We start from the raw sequence: 19,584 nt of genomic DNA, 5'->3' as shown, positions 1-19,584 counted from the left end.
GGACACCGACACGAGTAGGTGGCGCGTTGAGTGACGAGGCGACTCGCGTGGCAGGGAAACTCGCAATGTGGCTGTCAGGGCTATTTGTGATCGTCGCACTGCCGGTCGGAGTCATAAACCTGTTTCTCCCCCGGCCGATACCCGTACCACTCGATCTCGTGGCCGGATATCTCCTGGGCACTTTGGCGACCTTCATCGGATATGTCTACGGGCGCCTCGAAAACATCCGCGACAGACAGGAGAGGCTGCTCAGGCAACCGGCGAGGGGAATCGAGGTCTTCACCACCAGCGAGGAGTTTCTTGAGAAGCTGGTCGGCATCACCGTCGGGGCCACCACCGTCAGCACCCTGAACCTGTCGCCGCCCAAGGGAGAACATCCCGGTCTGGACAAGTATTTCACGGAGGTCCACAACAGCATAAAAAGTCGCCGGAGCCCGCTCAAGAGTTTCCGCAGCATAGCCAGTGTGGACACCCTGCAGAAGTCGTTGTGGCTCGCCGAGCGGAGTTGCGAGCTACTCGCCACCGGGCGGGTCTCCTTCGCGGTGTTCGACCAGGACTACATCGGCCCTCTCCCACATCCGCTCAGCCTGCACATCACCTACAAGGAAGGCAGGGTGAACGTTTTCATATTCCCGCCGGTCGACCTGACGGGATCGATGGATTCGGTGCTGATCTCCGATCCGGTGCTGGCGAAGATCATGCTCGACTACTTCAACATGCTGTGGCATTTCTCGCCGAAGATAAACGAGGGCAAACAGGTCCGGGCAGCCGGTCTGGAGCGATTGGTCAAACTCAATCCCGATATTGAGAACAGCGTTCACTACCAGACACTCAAGAAGGCACTCAACTCGTGAACAACCTCAGAAGCAGACTGGACTCACAAGACGTCCTGCTGGGCACTTTGATCACTCTGGATTCCCCGGAGGTGGCACTGCTGCTCCAGAAAGCCGGGTTTTCCTGGTTCTTCCTTGACCTCGAACATTCAGCCATACTCGATCTGAAGAGTACGCAGAGAATCATCGAGGTGCTGCAGCCCGCGTCATATGCCGTGATCCGGGTTCCCGACGACTCGGAGACATGGATCAAACACGCGCTGGACACGGGTTGCGACGGAATCATCGTTCCCCATGTGTCAACCGCCCAGCAGGCCAGAACCACCGTGGAGCGAGCGAAATATCCCCCTGCGGGCAAGAGAAGCGTCGGTATAGCGAGGGCTCACGGTTACGGAACGAGTTTCGCGAGATATCTGGAGACCTCGGGTGAGAGCGTGGCCGTGATCGCTCAGATAGAAGACACGGAAGGCGTCGAGAACATTCACGACATCCTGAACGTACGAGGCATCGACGCGGTCTTCGTCGGACCGTACGACCTCTCGGGCAGCATGGGGATCCTCGGTGACCTCGCCAACCCCCTGCTCATCGAGATGATCGGCCGCGTCCGCACCGCGTGCGAGGAGAGCGGGGTCCCCCTGGGCATCTTCTGCCCGAGCACCGCCGCCGCGAGAAAGGAGGTCGATCACGGCGCGACGCTGATCGCCGTCGGGTCGGACACCGGCTACGTCTTCGCCGGAGGTTCCGCCGCGTTGACGGAGCTACAACAGAAGGGGTGACCACTTGTTGATCAGATCGCACTCACTGGAGCGATCCCTGGAGGACCTCCTGAGCGATCCGGCCGTGCTGGCCCTGCAAGTGCCTTCCTACGTATCGGACCGGATATGCGAACACGCCCGGTTGAATGCGATCCCATCGGTCCTGGAGAGTTCGCTCCAGAGAATATACAGAAGCCAGGTCAAAGCCTTCTCCGAGACCGTGAGCGGTGAGACAGACGGCTCGGAGGAATACCTGAGGCGGTCCCGGTCGGTCCTGCGCTCGCTCAGGGAGGCGTTTCTTCCCTTCGCGAATCCGGCGGACGTGTTCAGGGCGGAGATCGACGAGATCTGGCCGGGCGGCGCGGGCCTCCTGAAATATCATGACCGGCCTCTCGTCTTCGGAATGATGAGAAGCTGGGAGGCGGGAATGTCCGCGTTGCCGCACTTCGACATCATCGGCGAGGCCGGCCCGACCCTCCACGGCAGGTTCCGGTTCACGGAGCAGTTCGGGGTGAACCTGTATCTGGAGGCCCCGGAGAACGGCGGAGAACTACATGTCTGGGACCTGACCTACGAGGGGGTCAAATCTCGAAATATCCCCTCCATGTCAGGGACGTATGGCTTCGATGTAGAAAGCCTGCCTTTACCTGACATCACCATAAAGCCAGGCGTCGGCGACCTGGTCATCATCAGATCAACACGACTCCATGCGGTGAAAGAGACGACACAGGGGCGGCGTGTCAGCATTTCAGGATTCTTGGGGAGGGAGCAGACGTCGGATATCCTGCGCCTCTGGAGCTGACCTCATGAAGCCACGGCACCAATCGATGGGCAACTCATGTATAACAGTCATCACGGCCTTTCCGCAACGATGTCGGCGCACGATCAGAATAATTCATGGAGCCTGGACGATCTGGCTCCAGCCAGCCTGTTCGACATGAGCGACAAAGTCGCCCTGATCACGGGAGCCGGTGGCGGGGTCGGAGGATGGTTGACCGCGGGGCTCGCCGCGGCGGGGGCACGTGTCATCGTCAGCGATGTCAGTGTGGAGCGCTGCGCGGATCTCATATCCCTGTTGGAGGCGGGGAAGGTGGAATTCGCGGTGGCGGCGGCCGATCTGCGGGACCCGCGTGCCCCCAAGAAACTCGTGGACGCGGCGCGGAAAGAATTCGGCACCCTCGACGTGCTGGTGAACGCCGCCGCCATCAACACCAGAGAGCCCATAGCGAACGTCACCCCCGAACTGTGGACCGAGATTTCCGATGTGAATCTGAAGGCGGCGTATTTCCTCGCCCGCGAGGCGATGCTCGTCATGCGGACGACAGGGGGCGGCTCCATTATCAATGTCACGTCGATCAACACGGAGATCGGGCTCGAAGGCGTCTCCGTCTACGGCGCGAACAAGGCCGCCCTGGCGCAGGTGACCAAGACGATGTGCATCGAATGGGCCCGATACAACATCAGGGCGAACTGCATATCCCCCGGGTTCCTGATGACCTCGCTGTCCCGGCCCCTCTGGGAGGACGCCGACCGCGCCTCCTGGATCCTGGAGCGCTGCCCGCTGCGCAGGCCGGGGATGCCCTCGGAACTGGTCGGGGCGTGCCTGCTGCTCGCCTCGGACGCGGGGTCCTTCATCTCCGGGACGAGCATCCGCGTCGACGGCGGGCTCGTCGCCGGAAGCCCGTGGAAATCCGTACCCGGCTGAGCGCCACCCCGTTGGGCCCGAGTCCTCCGCACGCCACCCGGAACGTATCCGGCGAGCCAGGGAGATGGAAACTTTCATCGAAGGGGGCGGGGGCATCCGTACTGCTTTCGCCACCAAAGGTGTTTCTCACCTGCGAGAAACCGCTGCGGAAAGGAGGGCGTACGCCGGACGCGAACCCGCACCCCCAGCCTGTGATTGAAAATTTCGGCTAACAAATTTAACTTTCGGCGACAAGCGTGAGACGTCGAACGCCGGGGCCGCGAAGGTCAGGGGGCTCCGGCGATCGGCCACGGCCGAAAGGAGATCGACGATGTCCGACAGCGATGTTCCACGCCGGACCGACCGGGGACCGGGGAGGAGTCGGCTGAGGACGGCCCTGCGAATGGCGTGCGCGGTCCTTCCTCTCCTGCTCGGCTTCGCGCTCACGACCTCGCCCGCGTCCTCCGCCTCCCTGGTGGAGGTCACCGGCTTCGGGACGAACCCGAGCAACCTGCGGATGCACCTCTACGTCCCGGACCGGGTGGCGCCCCGTCCCGCCATCCTGCTCGCGGTGCACTACTGCACCGGCTCCGGTCCCGCCTTCTACTCCGGCACGCAGTTCGCCTCGCTCGCCGACCAGTACGGGTTCATCGTGATCTACCCGTCGGCCACCCGGAGCGGGAACTGCTTCGACGTCTCCTCCTCCGAGGCGCTCAGGCGCGGCGGCGGGAGCGACCCGGTCGGGCTGATGTCGATGGTGAACTACGTCCAGCAGCGTCACAACGGCGACCCCTCCCGGGTCTACGTGACCGGCGCCTCCTCGGGCGCGATGATGACGGAGGTCATGCTGGGCCTGTACCCGGACGTGTTCAAGGCCGGGGCGGCCTTCATGGGAGTGCCCTTCGGCTGCTTCGCCAGCTCCTCCGGATGGAACAGCGAGTGCGCCAACGGCACGATCGTGAGGACCCCCGAGCAGTGGGGCAACCTCGTACGAGCCGCCTATCCCGGATACACCGGCGCCCGGCCCCGCGTCCAGCTGTGGCACGGCACCGAGGACTCCACCCTGCGCTATCCGAACCTGGGCGAGGCGGTCAAGCAGTGGACCAACGTCCACGGTCTGAGCCAGACGCCGACCTCCACCGACACCCCCCGGCAGGGCTGGAACCGCAGCCGCTACGCCGACTCCACCGGCACCGTCAAGGTCGAGGCCTACAGCCTGCCGGGTGTCGGGCACAACCTGCCGCAGGGCGGGATGGCCGAGTCGGCGATCCAGTTCTTCGGCCTGAACACCTCAGGCCCGACCCCGACCCCGACGCCCACGCCTACTCCGACCCCGACGCCCACCCCCACTCCGACGCCGACGCCGACGCCGACGCCGACGCCCGGCGGTGCCTCCTGCCAGGTGACCTACAGCGCCAACAGCTGGAACACCGGCTTCACCGCCAACCTGACCGTCACCAACACCGGCACCTCGACGATCAACGGCTGGGAGCTGAGGTTCACCTTCCCCGGCAACCAGCAGGTCACCCAGGGCTGGAGCGCCACCTGGTCGCAGTCCGGACAGGTCGTGACCGGCCGCAACGCCTCCTACAACGGCACCCTGAGCCCCGGGCAGTCCGCCGGAATCGGCTTCAACGGCGCCTACAGCGGCACCAACGCCGCCCCCGGCTCCTTCACCCTGAACGGCTCGACCTGTAGCTGACCTCGGGAACACGACATCGGCTGTCTCCGGACCCCGGAGACAGCCGATGTCGTACCGGTCACCGGTTGAGTAGGGGATTACTCACCACACGAACCCCCACGAGCCCTACCTTTGCCGCAAGAACGGACGATGGGGGGACACCATGCATCTCGTTCCGCTGGCGCCGGACGCGCTGGACAGGCTGGAGGCACGCTTCCACGAACTGAGGACCGCCGGGATCCTGCCCGAGCACCTCACGTTCGAGGACTACTACGCGGTGTGGCGCTCCGAGCGTCGCGGGCCGCGCGCGGCGGGCCTGGACGACGGCAGCGCCACCCCGCAGGCTCCCGACGCGAGCCTGATCAGCCGGCCGCCCAGGAAGCTCAGGGGCGTCGTCAGAACCCTGGTGCTGCTCGTCGACTTCGACGACCGGCCGCACGACCCCGCCCACGACGCGGCGCACTTCGAACGGCTGCTATTCGGCACCCAGCCGGGCAGCATGCGCGACTTCTACCGGAAGGTGAGCGGCTTCGACGGCGACCCCGAAGGGCGGGGCATCGACGTCCAGGGCGAGGTGTTCGGCTGGTTCCGGCTGCCGCGGACGCTCGCCTTCTACGCCAACGACAAGTCGGGGATGGACGAGCGCAACTTCCCGCGCAACGCCCAGGGCATGGCGCGCGACGCCGTGCTCGCCGCCCTGGAGGCGGGCGTCGTCTTCGACCCCTCCTACGACGCGCTCGGCGAGAACCGGGTCACCGCGCTCTTCGTCGTGCACGCCGGTCCCGGCGCCGAAACCTTCTCCGACGCCGCCGGGCTGCGGTTCATCTGGAGCCTGAAGTGGACCGTCGGCGATCAGCCGATCACGGTCGGGCCCGGCCTCCAGGTGAGCACCTTCCTCACCGTTCCCGAGGACTGCAACGTCGGCGTCTGCGCCCACGAGTGGGGGCACCTGGCCGCGCGCTGGGCCGACTACTACGACACCGACCGGGCGCAGACCGGCGTCAAGTCGCACGGGCTGGGCAACTTCTGCCTGATGGCGGCGGGGTCGTGGGGCAACGGGGGCGTCACGCCCGTCTTCCCGACCGGCATGCTGCGCATGTTCCACGACTGGGTCACCCCGCGCCTGGTCACCGAGACCACCCGCGGCATCACGCTGCGGCCGGCGGCCGAGGGCGGCGACTTCGTCGTCGTCCACAACGACCGGACGATGACGAGCACGCAGTACGTCGTCGTGGAGTACCGCCGCAGGCGAGGCCAGGACGAGTTCCTGCCCGACCAGGGCGTCGCCGTCTACGTGGTGGACGAGGCCGTTCCCAACGTCGACGACGAGCGGCGCCTCGCGATCGAGCTGATGCAGGCCGACGGTCTGCGCCAGCTCGCCAGGCCGGGCAGCCTGGGCAACCGGGGCGACGCGAACGACCTGTACCCCTCGCTGGGCAACGCGAGAATCGGCGGGGACACCTCACCGGCGCTGAACCTGCCCGAGGGCGGGTGGACGGGCGTGACCATCGAGGTCTCCGGCACACCGGGCGACGACGAGATGACGATCGACGTCATCGTCGCCTCATGGCCGAGTGACTCCGTGACCGACTCCGTGACCACGTGGCCCGTCGCGGCCCTGAACACGGACGAAAGCTCCCAAAAACCAACAACGTAAACCAAAAGTGCAATACGCCTTTGGACCCGCCGGGACACTCACCGATCGCTACTCTTCGCAAGGAAAAGTCAACGGTGAGTAAAGAAGGTGCTCATGGGGCGAAGACTGATGGTGATGGCGGTCGCGGGAGCGGGGGTGGCCGTCGTCGCCGGGGCGGCGCTGTTCGTCTCCGGCGAGCAGGGGTCGCAGGCCGCGGGGGCCGCCCTGCGAGTGCCCGCGCGGGAGGACCCGCTCACCGGCCAGGAGGTCGCCAAGGCCACCACGATCGCGTCGGCGGGATCCAGGTCGCACATGGCCGCCGGCCGGATCAAGCTGCTCTACGTGGAGCGCGACGACGACAAGGACGCCTCCGACCGGCGCCGCGCCGACGCGTACCTCTACGACTACGGCAGCGACAGGCTCATCGTGCGGACCGTCGACCTCGGCCGGGGCGAGGTCGTACGGGAGACCGTGGCGCGGGGGGTGCAGCCACCGCCGTCGAAGGAGGAGGAGACGACGGCCGCCGCCCTCCTGCTCGCCCATCCGAGGTACGGCAAGACCGTGCGCGAGGCGTACACCAAGGCGGGGGGCGGACCGCTGAGGTCGGCGGCGGAGCTGGGGCTGCGCGGGCTGATCTTCACCCCGTACGGCGAGCGCGGGTCCGCCAAGGAGTGCGACGTCCACCGGTGCCTGCGGCTGTTCGTCCGGTTGCCCGACGGCACCTGGCTGGACACCAGCCGGATGGTCGTCGACCTGTCCGCCAAGAAGATCCACACCCTGGAGTGGTAATCCGTGTTCCTCCGCCTCACCCTTTCCTGCGCCCTGCTCGCCGGAGGGCTCGCCGCGCCGCCCTCCGCGCCGAGAGCACCCATACCGCCGCTGCCACCACAGCTCACCTCCTCCGGCGCGGCGCCGTCCCCCGGCCCGCAGACGGCGCCGGCGGCGACGGGAACCGGCGCGCAACCTCCCGCGGCCCCCTGCAACGCGCCGTACCGCGTCGACAAGACCCTGCCCAACGGGGCGCGCTGGCAGCTCTGCTGGGAGATGCGCAACGTCGAGGGCCTCACCCTGACCGGGATCGTCTACACCCCGAGAGGCCATCGGCCGATCACCGTGCTGCGCAGCACCTCGCTCGCCCAGATCCACGTGCCGTACGACAGGGGCAGGCCCCGCTACCACGACATCGGCTCGCTGGGATATGCCGCCATTCCGCTGCGGGCCGCGGACTGCCCGCTCGGCGAGCGCCGCGAGCAGTTCGTCTGCGTGACGACGAGGGCGCGCGGCCACGCGTACCTCAAGGCGGTCCCCGATCAGCTGAACATGACGGCTCAGGGGCGTGACCTGGTGGTCTTCGCCGCCTTCCAGGTCGGCTGGTACACCTACCTCGCCGAGTGGGCCTTCTCCGACGACGGCGCGATCACCCCGCGTGTGGGGGCCACGGGGTCGCTCGCCGGGTTCACCACCACGCCCGAGCACGGCTGGCCCATCGGGGTGGGCGCCACCGGGTTCGAGGCGAACCACACCCACAACATCTTCTGGCGCCTGGACTTCGACGTGGCGGGCCGGGCGGACGACGTCGTGGAGCAGTACGACTTCAGCGGCTCCGGCACCGGGACCCGCAAGATCCAGCGGACGGTGTTCGGGACGGAGGCCAAGGCCGTCAGCAGGCCGATGCGCTGGTGGCGGGTGGTCGACAGGAAGGTGCGCAACGCCGACGGGCACCGCGTCTCCTGGGAGATCAACAACTCCGACACCGCCCAGTACCGAGGACCCGCCGACGAGGCCTTCACCCGGGCCGATCTCTACGTCACCGACTACCGCTCCTGCGAGCGCCTCGCGACGGTCAACCCGTCTCCCGGGTGCGCCCTGTCCGTCGACCGCTACACCAACGGGGAGCGGCTCACCGATCCGGTCCTGTGGGTCAACGTCGGCTACCACCACGTCCCCCGCGACGAGGACGCCGACCCCATGCCGAGCCACTGGCAGGGGTTCCGGATCACCCCCCGCGACGTCACCGCCAAAAACCCGCACTGACCTGCTGTTTTCTGCTGCTTTATGCAGCTTTTGACCGCACAGGGCGGCACCGGGCGGTGTTGGGTGATGTGATCATCGGAATCGGCCGGGTTCAACCGGGACGCCGCCGCCGATGATCGGATACGGTCGGCGCACAGCGTTGTGATGGCCCCGCATGACCGACAATCGTGACTTTCCCCTCCTTTGGCTCCGCGCGTTTCCCAATACGCATGGTGATAGCGGACATGGGCATGGGTTCGGTCACCCGAGTAGGGCAAGGTAGGGGCTATCGATCTACGGGAGTAAAGCCATGAGCGCGCACTTGGACCTGGACCGGCTCGCGGGCGGAGCACATCATGATCCGCACTCGATCCTCGGGTCGCACCTGGGTCCCGAGGGCGTGACGATCCGGACGCTGCGCCCCATGGCGCAACAGGTCCAGGCGCTCGTGGACGGCAAGGCCCACGACATGAAGCACGTCGCCCACGGCGTGTTCGCGGTCACCCTGCCCGGAGTCGACAAGATCCCCGACTACCGCCTCCGGATCGCCTACGCCGGCGCCGAGCCGTACGAGACCACCGATCCCTACCGGCACTGGCCCACCCTGGGCGAGATGGACCTGCACCTCATCGGCGAGGGACGCCACGAGCGGCTCTGGGAGGTCCTCGGCGCGCGGGTGATGCGGCACGAGGACGTGGACGGCACGGCCTTCGCCGTCTGGGCGCCCAACGCCCGCGGGGTGCGGGTCATCGGCGACTTCAACCACTGGGACGGCGCCGCGTACCCCATGCGCTCGCTCGGCGGGTCGGGCGTGTGGGAGCTGTTCGTCCCCGGCCTCGGCCCCGGCGACCGCTACAAGTTCAGCATCCTCGGTGTGGACGGGGTCTGGCGGGCCAAGGCCGACCCGATGGCCCGGCGCACCGAGCTGCCCCCCGCGACCGCGTCGGTGATCGAGAAGTCGGACTACGCCTGGCGGGACGACGAGTGGATGCGGCGCCGCGCGGAGGGCAACGCCCTGCGGGAGGCGATGAGCGTCTACGAGGTGCACCTCGGCTCCTGGCGCCCCGGCCTGTCCTACCGCGAGCTCGCCGTCGAGCTGGTCGACTACGTGGTGGACATGGGGTTCACGCACGTGGAGCTGATGCCGGTCGCCGAGCATCCGTTCGGCGGCTCCTGGGGTTACCAGGTCACCTCCTACTACGCCCCGACCTCCCGTTTCGGCACCCCCGACGACTTCCGCCACCTCGTCGACGCCCTGCACGAGGCGGGCATCGGGGTGCTGGTCGACTGGGTGCCCGCGCACTTCCCGATGGACGACTGGGCGCTGGCCAGGTTCGACGGCACCCCGCTGTACGAGCACGCCGACCCCGCGCGGGGCGAGCACCCCGAGTGGGGCACCTACATCTTCGACTTCGGCCGCCGGGAGGTGCGCAACTTCCTCGTCGCCAACGCCGTGTACTGGCTGCGCGAGTTCCACATCGACGGGCTGCGCGTCGACGCGGTCGCCTCGATGCTCTACCTCGACTACTCGCGGCGCGAGGGCGAGTGGACGCCCAACGAGTACGGCGGCAGGGAGAACCTCGACGCGGTCGCGTTCCTCAAGGAGATGAACGCGGTCGCCTACCGGGAGGCGCCGGGCATCGTCACCGTCGCCGAGGAGTCGACCGCGTGGCCGGGCGTCTCCCGCCCCGTGCACCTGGGCGGGCTCGGCTTCGGGTTCAAGTGGAACATGGGCTGGATGCACGACACGCTCGCGTACCTCAGGCACGAGCCGGTCTTCCGCCAGTACCACCACCACCAGATGACGTTCTCGCTGATGTACGCGTACTCGGAGAACTTCGTGCTGCCGCTCTCGCACGACGAGGTGGTGCACGGCAAGGGGTCGCTGCTCGGCAAGATGCCCGGCGACGAGTGGCAGCGGTTCGCGAACCTGCGGGCGATGTTCGCCTTCATGTGGGCCCATCCGGGCAAGCAGCTGCTGTTCATGGGCGGCGAGTTCGGCCAGGGGTCCGAATGGTCGGAGGAGCGCGGGCTCGACTGGTGGGTGCTCGACTTCGACGGGCACAAGGGGGTGCAGCGGCTGGTGCGCGACCTGAACCGGGTCTACAAGGAGTCTCCGGCCCTGTGGAGCGTGGACGCCTCCCCCGACGGCTTCCGCTGGATCGACGCCGACGACGCGCTGGGCAACGTCTTCTCCTTCCTGCGCTACGCCGAGGACGGCTCGGTGGTGGCGTGCGTGGCCAACTTCTCCGGCGCACCGCACGACGACTACCGCCTCGGGCTGCCCTTCCCCGGCGCGTGGGAGGAGGTGCTCAACACCGACGCCTACGACTACGCGGGCAGCGGCGTGGGCAACCTCGGCGCCGTCCAGGCCACCGAGGAGCCGCGCCACGGTCTCCCGTACTCGGCCACGATGCGCGTCCCGCCGCTGGGCGCCCTCTGGCTGCGCCACCCCGGCGCGCTCGAACCCGCCGCGGACCAGCGCGCGGAGGAGATCGTCCAGGCCGCCGAGCAGGAGATCACGCGGGAGCGGCTTGAGGCCGTACGGGAGGCGGCCGAGGCCACCGAGCCCGAGGGACCCGAGGAGCGCCGGGAGGCCGAACCGGCCTGACCGAACCACTCCCCGGGCTCACCCGGAGGACCCACCCGGAGCTCCCAGACTCCCCGGGTTTCCCGGCGCACTCATCAGGAGTTCCCGGAACCCTCCGCGGTCTCCCCTGCGGACTCGTGCGGGAGCTTCCGGGGCTCTCCCCCATGGAACGGAGCCGCCAGGCTCCCCCGGTACAGAGCCGTCGGACCCCCCTCCGCAGAGCCCAACAGACCAGGTGAGAACGGGCCGGTCGCGCGATTCGCGCGACCGGCCCGTTTTCGCGCTCTATGCTTCCGGCACCCTCGCCACGGCCCGTTCGGCCGAAAACCTTAAATCGGCCTTATATCAACGAACAAGGCATTGACCGTCGGCGTACGAGAACCTACGCTCTGGTAATTAATAGGAAACTTTCCTATGAATACGGGGACTCGGCACTCTCTGACCTGGAGCGACCCTTGCGACGAATTACCATCGGCTCCTTCATCGCGGCGGCGGCGCTGCTGGTTCCCCTGGGGATCGGCACCGCGACGGCCGCCACACCCGCCACCGCCACCTACACGACGACCTCGAACTGGGGATCAGGCTTCGAGGGCAAGGTCGTCGTGCAAGCCGGGACGAGCGCGCTGACCAGCTGGAAGGTCGAGTTCGACCTCCCCGCCGGGACCTCAATCACCACGTCCTGGGACGCCGACCTGACGAAGAGCGGCAACCACTACACCTTCGTCAACAAGTCGTGGAACGGCGCACTCGCCGCGGGCGCCTCGACGAGCTTCGGTTTCAACGGCGCGCCCGGCGGGATCACCGGCGTGCTGAACTGCAAGCTCAACGGCGCCGCCTGCAACGGCACCGGCCCCTCGCCGACCCCGACGCCGACGGTCACTCCCACTCCCAAGCCGACCCCGACCCCCACCCCGACGGTCACCCCCACCCCGCCTCCCCCCGGCGGCAAGAAGGTCGTCGGATACTTCACCCAGTGGGGCGTCTACGCCCGCAACTTCCACGTGAAGAACCTGGTCACGAACGGCTCCGCGTCGAAGCTCACCCACATCCTGTACGCCTTCGGCAACACCACCGGTGGCCGGTGCACCATCGGTGACTCCTACGCCGACTACGAGAAGGCCTACACCGCGGCCGACAGCGTCGACGGCGTCGCCGACACCTGGGACCAGCCGCTGCGCGGCAGCTTCAACCAGCTCCGCAAGCTGAAGAAGGCTTACCCGAACATCAAGGTCATCTGGTCCTTCGGCGGCTGGACCTGGTCCGGCGGCTTCACCCAGGCCGCGCAGAACCCGGCCGCGTTCGCCGACTCCTGCTACAACCTGGTCGAGGACCCGCGCTGGGCCGACGTGTTCGACGGCATCGACATCGACTGGGAGTACCCCAACGCCTGCGGCCTCACCTGTGACAACAGCGGCCCGAACGCCTTCAAGAACATCATCTCCGCGCTGCGCACCAAGTTCGGCGCCAACGCCCTCGTCACCGCGGCGACCACGGCCGACGGCTCCAACGGCGGCAAGATCGACGCCGCCGACTACGCCGGCGCGATCAACAACCTGAACTGGCTCATGCCGATGACGTACGACTACTTCGGCGCGTTCAACCCGCAGGGTCCGACGGCTCCGCACTCGCCGCTCACCTCCTACACCGGCATCCCGCAGGCCGGGTTCAACTCCGACGCGGCGATCCAGAAGTTCAAGGCCAAGGGCATCCCGGCGAGCAAGCTGCTGCTGGGCATCGGCTTCTACGGCCGCGGCTGGACCGGCGTGACCCAGGCGGCTCCCGGCGGTTCCGCCACCGGCGCGGCCCAGGGCACCTACGAGCCCGGGATCGAGGACTACAAGGTCCTCAAGACCAAGTGCCCGCCCACCGGCACCGTCGGCGGCACCGCCTACGCCTACTGCAACGGCAACTGGTGGAGCTACGACACCCCCTCCACCATCACCGGGAAGATGACCTACGCCAAGAACCAGGGTCTGGGCGGGGCGTTCTTCTGGGAGACCAGCGGCGACACCACCAACGGTGAGCTGATCACCGCGATCTCCAACGGCCTCAAGTAATATTTCGACCACTCGGCCCTCCGAGCGCGTTACGCCGCGGGGGGCCGAGCTTTTCTCCGCTCGGCCCTCCGCGCGTCACGCCGCGAGGGCCGATCGGCTTTCCGTGCGCGTCACGCTGCGAGGGCCGAGCTTTTCTCCGAAGATCCTCCAAATCTGGGGCAAAGTATTCACTTGGCGCATATGGCTGCTTAGACTCCGAAACGCCCTTTTGATCCCCCCGGAGGACGCGTGCGACTTCGAGCTGTCGTGGCCATGGCGTTGGTTTTCACCCTCTCGCCCGCCATACCCGCCCTCGCCGAAGAAGTACCGGCGCCCCCAACGGCCTCCGCGAGCGAGAGCCCACCCGTGGCCCCGGGCGACGGATCCGGAGCCGGAGCCGAGGCCGGAGCAGGGGAGACGGGCGACGGAGCCGAGGGGACGGACGGCCAGGAGACCTCCGCAGACACACCGATCTCACCCCCCGCCGACGCGACGCCCCCGCAGCCGAAACTGGAGGAGGGACTCGCCTCCGACACCGACGGCGCCCGGGTCATCGTCGAGCTGGCGGCCCCCGCCGAGGCGGCCCCGGTCGCCGGGGAGGCACGGCAGCTGCCCGACGCCGAGGTCGTCCTCGAACCCGCGGACACCTCGTTCATCGTGGTCGAGGGCACCGGCGACTCGCTCGCGAAGCTCGCCGAGGACCCGCGCGTCCTCTCCATCCGCCGCGACCGCGTCTACGCCCCCACCGCGCTGGGCTCGCTGAGTTCCGGCTCGCTCGCCACGAGCCTGCAGGTGATCGGCGCGGACAAGGCGCACGCCACCGGGACCAAGGGCGCCGGCCAGACGATCGCGATCATCGACACCGGGATCGACGCCGGCCACCCCGACTTCGGGGGCAAGGTCGTGGAGCAGGCCTGCTTCTCCGCGACGGACGAGGGCGCGCAGTCCCTGTGCCCCAACGGGCAGACGAACGACCCCGGATCCGCCGACGCGAACACCCCCGCCTGCGTCCACGAAAGCGTCAACCTGTGCGACCACGGCACCCACGTGGCGGGGATCGCCCACGCCGTCGCGCCCGAGGCGGACATCGTGGCGATCCAGGTCTTCAGCAGGTTCAACGACTGCGACGACGAGGGCGGGGTCTGCCTGAGCGCGTTCGAGTCCACGCTCCTGCTCGCCCTGGAGCACGTCGCGAAGCTCAAGGACGGCGGCAGGAACATCGCCGCGGTGAACCTCAGCCTCGGCGGCGGCCTGTACGAGGGAACCTGTGACGCCGAACCGGACCTGGCGGCGATGAAGAGCCGCATCGACGACCTGCGCGCCAAGGGCGTGGCCGTCGTGGCCGCCGCCGGCAACGAGGGCGTGCCCGGCGCCGGGGCTCCCGGCTGCTTCTCCGCCCCGGTGACGGTCGGCGCGACGGGCGACGACGACACCGTCCCCTACTGGTCCAACTACGGCTCCGTACTCGACCTCTTCGCCCCCGGCCTGGAGATCGAGTCCGCGGTGCCGGGCGGCGGCCACCAGGTCTACAGCGGCACTTCGATGTCCACCCCGTTCGTCACCGGCGCCATGGCGCTGATGGCCCAGAAGGCCCCCGGCGCCCCGGACGCGCTGGAGACCGCTCTCAAGACCGCGGGCCGCCAGATCACCTACGACGGCGTGACCACTCCCCGCCTCGACCTGAACGCCGCGATCGCCGGAGGCACCCCGGGTGCCCCCGTCACTCCCCCCGGCCCCGAGGTCCCCGGCGACGACCCCGGCCCGGAGACCGGCACCGACCCCAGCCCGGAGCCCAGCCCCGAACCCAGTCCTGGGCCCAGCTCCGCTCCCCCTCCGTCGGCCCCGCCGAACGACCCGGTGCCGACGCCGGTCCCGCTGCCCACGGTGACGGTCACCGTCACCGTGACCGTCCCCCCGCCGGCGACGGCCACGGTGTGCACGCGCGGCAAGTCCACCAAGACGCTGAGCGCCGCGCAGTGGGCGGTTGAGGTCACCCGGGGCAAGGGCAAGATCAAGGACGCGACGGTGAGCTGCTACCTCGGCCTGGTGGCCAAGGCGAGCAAGGTCTTCTCCGAGGTCACGCCCGCCTCCACCCTGGGCGGCGCGTACAAGGTGCTCAAGCCCGCCAAGAAGACGGCGCGGGCCAAGCTGGAGAGCGAGCTGCTCGCCGCCTGGCTGAACTGGGCGAACGGCGGCGTGAACTTCACCGCGAAGATCAAGGAGACGGCCACGCTGAAGACGGTCCTCACCTCGGTCGAGAAGGCACGCCTGAAGGGCTCCTCCCCCGCCGCGTCCACCACGATGCTCAAGAAGCAGGTGAACGCCCGCCGAGCCGCGTAGCCCCGGCGGACCGTACAGGCCCGCCAGGCCCGCAGACCTGGACACCGCGTAAGCCCTGCGCCGTAAACCGCGTAGGCCCGCAGGTCTCGTAGGCCGCGTAGTCCGCGGAGAGCCGAAAAGCCCGCGGCCCGCGTAGGCCCACGGGTCCTGCGGGCCTGTCTTGTGCCGGAAAACGGGTGAGAACCCGCCGAGCCGCATAAGCCCGGTATGTGTCGCTTAGGGTGAGGAGCATGGACGCGACCAAGGTGATCATCGATAGTGTCGAACGCTTCAAGCAGCGGCGTACCGCTCCCCTGATCCTTGAGCTCGACCTCACCGAGGGCCTGACAGACGGCAGTCCTCCGGCCGACCCGCTGAGCGCCATCATGGCGATGCGCAAGACGAGCCTCACCGACGTGCTCGCCGGGCTCAAGCGCGCCAGGAAGGACGACCGGGTCAGGGCACTGATCGTCAAGATCGGCACCCAGCCGCTGGGCCTCGCGATCGTCCAGGAGCTCCGCCAGGCTGTGATCCACTTCCGGGCCTCGGGCAAGCTGACCGTCGCGTTCGCCGAGACCTTCGGCGAGATCGGCGGGGGCACCGTCCCCTACTACCTGGGCAGCGCCTTCGAGCGGGTCTACCTCCAGCCCTCCGGCGACGTCGGTCTGACCGGTGTCGCGATGGAGCAGCGCTTCCTGCGGGGCGCCCTGGGCAAGATCGGCGTGGAGTACCAGATCGGCCAGCGGCACGAGTACAAGACGGCCGCCAACACCTTCACCCAGGACCACATGACCGAGGCCCACCGTGAGTCGATGAGCCGCATCACCGAGTCGGTCACCGAACAGGTCGTGGCGGGCATCACCGAGGGGCGCGGCCTGGAGCCGGCCAAGGTGCGCGAGCTGATCGACCAGGGCCCGTTCATCGGCGCCGAGGCCGTCGAGGCCAAGCTCGTCGACCGGCTCGCCTACCGCGACGAGGTCTACGACGAGGTCAAGGAGTCCGTCGGCGACGGCGCGCTCCTGCTGTACGTCGGCCGCTACGCCAAGTCGCTGTCCGCGAAGAAGCTCCCGCACCCCGGCGAGCAGGTCGTCGCGCTCGTCCGCGGCAACGGCCCGATCCGGCTCGGCCGCAGCGGTCGCAGCCCGCTGGGCGGCGGTGGCGCGATGGGCTCCGACACCATCTGCGCCGCCCTGCGCGCGGCCCGCAACGACGACCATGTCAAGGCCGTCGTCTTCAGGGTCGACAGCCCCGGTGGCTCGTACACCGCCTCCGACGCCATCTGGCGCGAGGTCGTGCTCACCCGCAAGGCGGGCAAGCCCATCATCATCTCGATGGGCGACCTGGCCGCCTCCGGCGGCTACATGGTCTCGATGGCCGCCGACGTCATCGTGGCCCAGCCGGGCACGCTCACCGGCTCCATCGGCGTGTTCGGCGGCAAGGCGGTCATCGGCGGGCTGCTGGAGAAGATCGGCGTCACCTCCGAGACCGTCGGCGAGGGCGCCAACTCCGGGATGTTCTCCCCCACCAACGCCTTCTCCGAGGCGCAGTGGGCACGGATCAACGCCTGGCTCGACCGGGTCTACGACGACTTCGTGAACAAGGTCGCCGAAGGTCGCGGCCTGTCGCGCGAGCGCGCCCACGAGCTGGCCAAGGGCCGGGTCTGGACCGGCGCCGACGCCCTGGAGGGCGGCCTCGTCGACGAGCTCGGCGGCCTGGAGGACGCCCTCGCCCTCGCCCGCAAGAAGGCGGGCCTGGCCGTCGACGCCCCGGTACGCGTCTACCCCAAGCTCAACCCCCTGGAGCGGCTGCGCCCCGCGGAGTCCAGCGAGGACAAGGCCGCCGCCCTGGCCAGGGTCCGCCTGGAGTCGTGGGGCCCCCTCGCCCACCTCGCCGGCGAACTGGGCCTGCCCTCGTACGGCCCGCTCATCCTGCCGGGCACCTGGACGATCCGCTGACCTTCGTCGTACATCGCCGTGAGAGCCGCCCCGGTCGACCGGGGCGGCTCTCACGCCGTCCGGCGCCGAACGGAATGCGCCGCCCAGCGCGGCGACTCTCGCGCCCGTACGAAAAGGGCAGGCCGCACCCGATGAGCGTCGAACTGGACGCGCCTCCCGTGGCGGCGACTCTCACGCCCGTACGAAACCCGTGAGATCATGCGGAACCCGTGAGAAAGGCCCACCCGCGAGAAAAGAGTGAGCGGGATCAGCGGTAGCGGCTCCGATAGCGCGCCAGCGGCAACACGGACGCGTCGACGTACTCGACCCCGAGGACCTTCGCAATGAACAGCGTGTGATCCCCGGCCGGGACCACCTTGACCGTCTCGGCCTCCAACGCGGTGACACCACCGTCCACCACGAGGGCCTCGCTCAGCGGGCCCCGGTGGTGCGGCGTACCCGCGAGCAGCAACCTCGCACCCGGGCGGCCCGCCGTGGCGAACCGGCTCGCGATCGCCTTCTGCCCGGTCGACAGCACACTCGCGGCCCAGCGGTCCTGCCTGAGCAGTAGCTCGTTGAGATATCCGGTGTTGTCCAGGCTCACCATCACCAGCCGAGGATCCAGCGACAACGAGGTGAAGGTGGAGACCGTCACCCCCACGTCGTCGCGATCGTCCTTCACGGTGACGATCGTCACCCCGGTCACCACCTGGGCCATCGCCTCGACGAACTCGTTCATCCGGCCATCATCCCGGACCCGATCGCCTGCTTGGCCCGGCCCCATGTCCTCCGAGCCATATCACCCCACGACCTCCCCGCCGCCGCCTCCCATTCGCGAGGCGGCGGGTGACCCCGAGATGAGCCCTCTCCGAACCACCCGGCATGAGCCCGCCGGACCGGCGCCCGATCGCTGCGGTCCGGCACCTGATCACCGCCGAGTCGGCCGGACGGCCACCCCCTGGCATCATGGTCATCAACCGACGCGACGGGAGCGGCCCACATGCATGTCGAGACATACGGTCCTGCCGACGCCCCGCCTGTGCTCCTGCTGCACGGTGGCGGTGTCGCCGGTTGGATGTGGGAGCCGGTGCGTGAGCGTCTCGCGCGCGACCACCGGCTGATCATCCCTGACCTGCCCGGCCACGACCGCAGCGCGGACGAGACGTACCACTCCCATGCCCAAACCGCCGAAGCCTTGACGAAGCTCCTCCACAACGCGGGCGGTCGTGTCTCCGTCGTCGGGTTCTCCCTGGGCGCGCAGCTGACGGTCCTGCTCGCCGCGCACCGGCCCGAGCTCGTGGAACGCGTGGTCGTGGTCAGCGCCCAGGCCAAACCCATCGCGGCCACCGGGTTCACCCTCGGCCTGCTCGGTGCCACCGCCGGTCTCGCCCGGCAGCGGTGGTTCGCCAAACTTCAGGCCAAGCAGCTGTTCATCCCCGATCCGCTGCTCGACGACTACGTCCGCACGTCCGCGAGCATCTCGAAGCAGACTCTGCTCGCCGCGGTCGGCGAGAACCTGCGCTTCACACCGCCGCCCGAGTGGTCGCGTTTCCCCCGCGAGGCGCTGATCCTCGCCGGTGGGCGTGAACGGGCCCTGATGCGGGAGTCGGCCCGCGTGCTGCACGAGGCTCTGCCAGGTAGCGAGCTGGAAATCGCGGCGGACTGCGGGCACGGCATCCCGCTACAACGACCCGACTGGTTCGCGGACCGCGTACGCGACTGGCTCCGCGCCTGACCCCTGCCGCACCCGGCCCGATGTGCTCCGAATCACATCGCCCCACGACCTTCCCGTCGCCGCTTTCCACCCGCGAGAAATCACCTCCAGCCACTCCAGCACCACCGCCACCACCTTCGGCCCGCCCCAAAACCACGAGTTCAAGCTCTCTCCTCCCCTCGTGACCATCGTGAGGACCGCGATATTCCGCCACTCGTGAACCGCGTTTTCTCAAAACTCAAAGACGAAGCACCCCAAGCGAACCGTGAGCCACCGCCCCCTCCCCCTACGTGATCGTTTCGGCCTGTCCCCCTCCACGACCGAACGTCACCGTGAGAGCGCGATCCCGACATGCCGTACTTTCAAACCCGAAATACGTGTCCTATTTA

General features: G+C 68.4%; 14 protein-coding genes. 13 read left to right on the top strand and 1 reads right to left on the bottom strand.

Annotation, left to right across the window (positions count from 1 at the left end; all coding sequences use genetic code 11):
• The first annotated feature begins 26 nt into the window (after positions 1-26).
• The 12 genes from ACFY3D_RS13000 to sppA all read left to right on the top strand — a co-directional run bounded on the left by ACFY3D_RS13000 (position 27) and on the right by sppA (position 17,502).
• Positions 27-854 (top strand): hypothetical protein, encoded by an 828-nt coding sequence (locus tag ACFY3D_RS13000; protein WP_389978630.1) that lies wholly within the window; start codon positions 27-29, stop codon positions 852-854.
• Entirely contained in the window at positions 851-1,609 is a 759-nt protein-coding gene (locus ACFY3D_RS12995) for an aldolase/citrate lyase family protein (protein WP_362899307.1), read from the top strand. The genes ACFY3D_RS13000 and ACFY3D_RS12995 overlap by 4 nt, the downstream gene beginning before the upstream one ends.
• A 4-nt stretch (positions 1,610-1,613) precedes the next feature.
• Positions 1,614-2,390, top strand: coding sequence for a 2OG-Fe(II) oxygenase (locus tag ACFY3D_RS12990; protein WP_389978627.1), 777 nt, complete (start codon positions 1,614-1,616; stop codon positions 2,388-2,390).
• Between the two features lie 135 nt (positions 2,391-2,525).
• Complete coding sequence (locus ACFY3D_RS12985; protein WP_389978624.1) at positions 2,526-3,293, top strand: SDR family NAD(P)-dependent oxidoreductase; 768 nt, start codon at positions 2,526-2,528, stop codon at positions 3,291-3,293.
• 310 nt (positions 3,294-3,603) lie between these two features.
• On the top strand, positions 3,604-4,974 hold the full coding sequence (locus tag ACFY3D_RS12980; protein WP_389978621.1) for a PHB depolymerase family esterase: 1,371 nt from the start codon (positions 3,604-3,606) through the stop codon (positions 4,972-4,974).
• A gap of 142 nt (positions 4,975-5,116) precedes the next feature.
• The gene (locus ACFY3D_RS12975) at positions 5,117-6,610 is read left to right on the top strand and encodes a M6 family metalloprotease domain-containing protein (protein ID WP_389978618.1); all 1,494 of its coding nucleotides are present in this window, start codon (positions 5,117-5,119) and stop codon (positions 6,608-6,610) included.
• 93 nt (positions 6,611-6,703) lie between these two features.
• Positions 6,704-7,378, top strand: coding sequence for a hypothetical protein (locus ACFY3D_RS12970; RefSeq protein ID WP_389978615.1), 675 nt, complete (start codon positions 6,704-6,706; stop codon positions 7,376-7,378).
• 3 nt (positions 7,379-7,381) lie between these two features.
• On the top strand, positions 7,382-8,623 hold the full coding sequence (locus tag ACFY3D_RS12965) for a copper amine oxidase (protein ID WP_389978612.1): 1,242 nt from the start codon (positions 7,382-7,384) through the stop codon (positions 8,621-8,623).
• A 289-nt stretch (positions 8,624-8,912) separates the two neighbouring features.
• On the top strand, positions 8,913-11,213 hold the full coding sequence (gene glgB, locus ACFY3D_RS12960; protein ID WP_389978609.1) for a 1,4-alpha-glucan branching protein GlgB: 2,301 nt from the start codon (positions 8,913-8,915) through the stop codon (positions 11,211-11,213).
• A 434-nt stretch (positions 11,214-11,647) separates the two neighbouring features.
• Positions 11,648-13,249, top strand: a complete 1,602-nt coding sequence (locus tag ACFY3D_RS12955) for a glycosyl hydrolase family 18 protein (RefSeq protein WP_389978606.1) — start codon at positions 11,648-11,650, stop codon at positions 13,247-13,249.
• Between the two features lie 228 nt (positions 13,250-13,477).
• Positions 13,478-15,568 (top strand): S8 family serine peptidase, encoded by a 2,091-nt coding sequence (locus ACFY3D_RS12950; RefSeq protein ID WP_389978603.1) that lies wholly within the window; start codon positions 13,478-13,480, stop codon positions 15,566-15,568.
• Positions 15,569-15,798: 230 nt separating this feature from the next.
• Positions 15,799-17,502: a signal peptide peptidase SppA gene (gene sppA / locus ACFY3D_RS12945; RefSeq protein ID WP_389978600.1), complete on the top strand. Its 1,704-nt coding sequence runs from the start codon at positions 15,799-15,801 to the stop codon at positions 17,500-17,502.
• A gap of 247 nt (positions 17,503-17,749) precedes the next feature.
• Here sppA and ACFY3D_RS12940 read toward each other — a convergent pair whose 3' ends face one another.
• The gene (locus ACFY3D_RS12940) at positions 17,750-18,220 is read right to left on the bottom strand and encodes a flavin reductase family protein (RefSeq protein ID WP_389978597.1); all 471 of its coding nucleotides are present in this window, start codon (positions 18,218-18,220) and stop codon (positions 17,750-17,752) included.
• Between the two features lie 261 nt (positions 18,221-18,481).
• Here ACFY3D_RS12940 and ACFY3D_RS12935 point away from each other — a divergent pair, with 261 nt between their 5' ends.
• Positions 18,482-19,216, top strand: a complete 735-nt coding sequence (locus tag ACFY3D_RS12935) for an alpha/beta fold hydrolase (RefSeq protein ID WP_389978594.1) — start codon at positions 18,482-18,484, stop codon at positions 19,214-19,216.
• Positions 19,217-19,584: the final 368 nt, after the last annotated feature.

This window comes from Streptosporangium sp. NPDC000509, from assembly GCF_042898365.1.
In the GTDB taxonomy this organism is placed as follows: Bacteria; Actinomycetota; Actinomycetes; order Streptosporangiales; family Streptosporangiaceae; genus Streptosporangium.
The sequence above is the reverse complement of the archived record's forward strand: the minus strand, read 5'-3'. Positions and strand labels throughout refer to the sequence as shown.